This window comes from Halorubrum sp. SS7, assembly GCF_005435055.1.
In the GTDB taxonomy this organism is placed as follows: Archaea; Halobacteriota; Halobacteria; order Halobacteriales; family Haloferacaceae; genus Halorubrum; species Halorubrum salinarum.
Genome location: NZ_SGXV01000565.1, coordinates 1 through 254, shown reverse-complemented (window position 1 = coordinate 254; position 254 = coordinate 1). Strand labels below are relative to the sequence as shown.

1 pseudogene is annotated in these 254 nt (G+C 70.5%); it reads right to left on the bottom strand.

Going from position 1 to position 254, the window contains the following annotated elements:
• A pseudogene (locus tag EXE44_RS19150) lies at positions 1–254 on the bottom strand (hypothetical protein); the annotation flags it as partial.

Genomic DNA, 254 nt, shown 5'->3' with positions numbered 1-254 from the left:
AGCATCGAGTCGAGGACCGCGGTCTGCTCGTTCGCGAGGGCGGTCCACCACTGGCTCATCGGGTTACAGACCCGCGACGTGAAGTCGCGCGGGAGGTGTCCCGAGGCCGCGTACGCGACCTCGTCCGCCCACTCGACCGCGTCCGCCTGCGATTGTACTCCGCTCTCGCCGAACGGCTCTCGCAGCGCCTGGTGCTGGTCGACGACGCGCTGGTGGAGCCGCGGCCGCATCGCGATGAACCGCTGGCGGTCCAC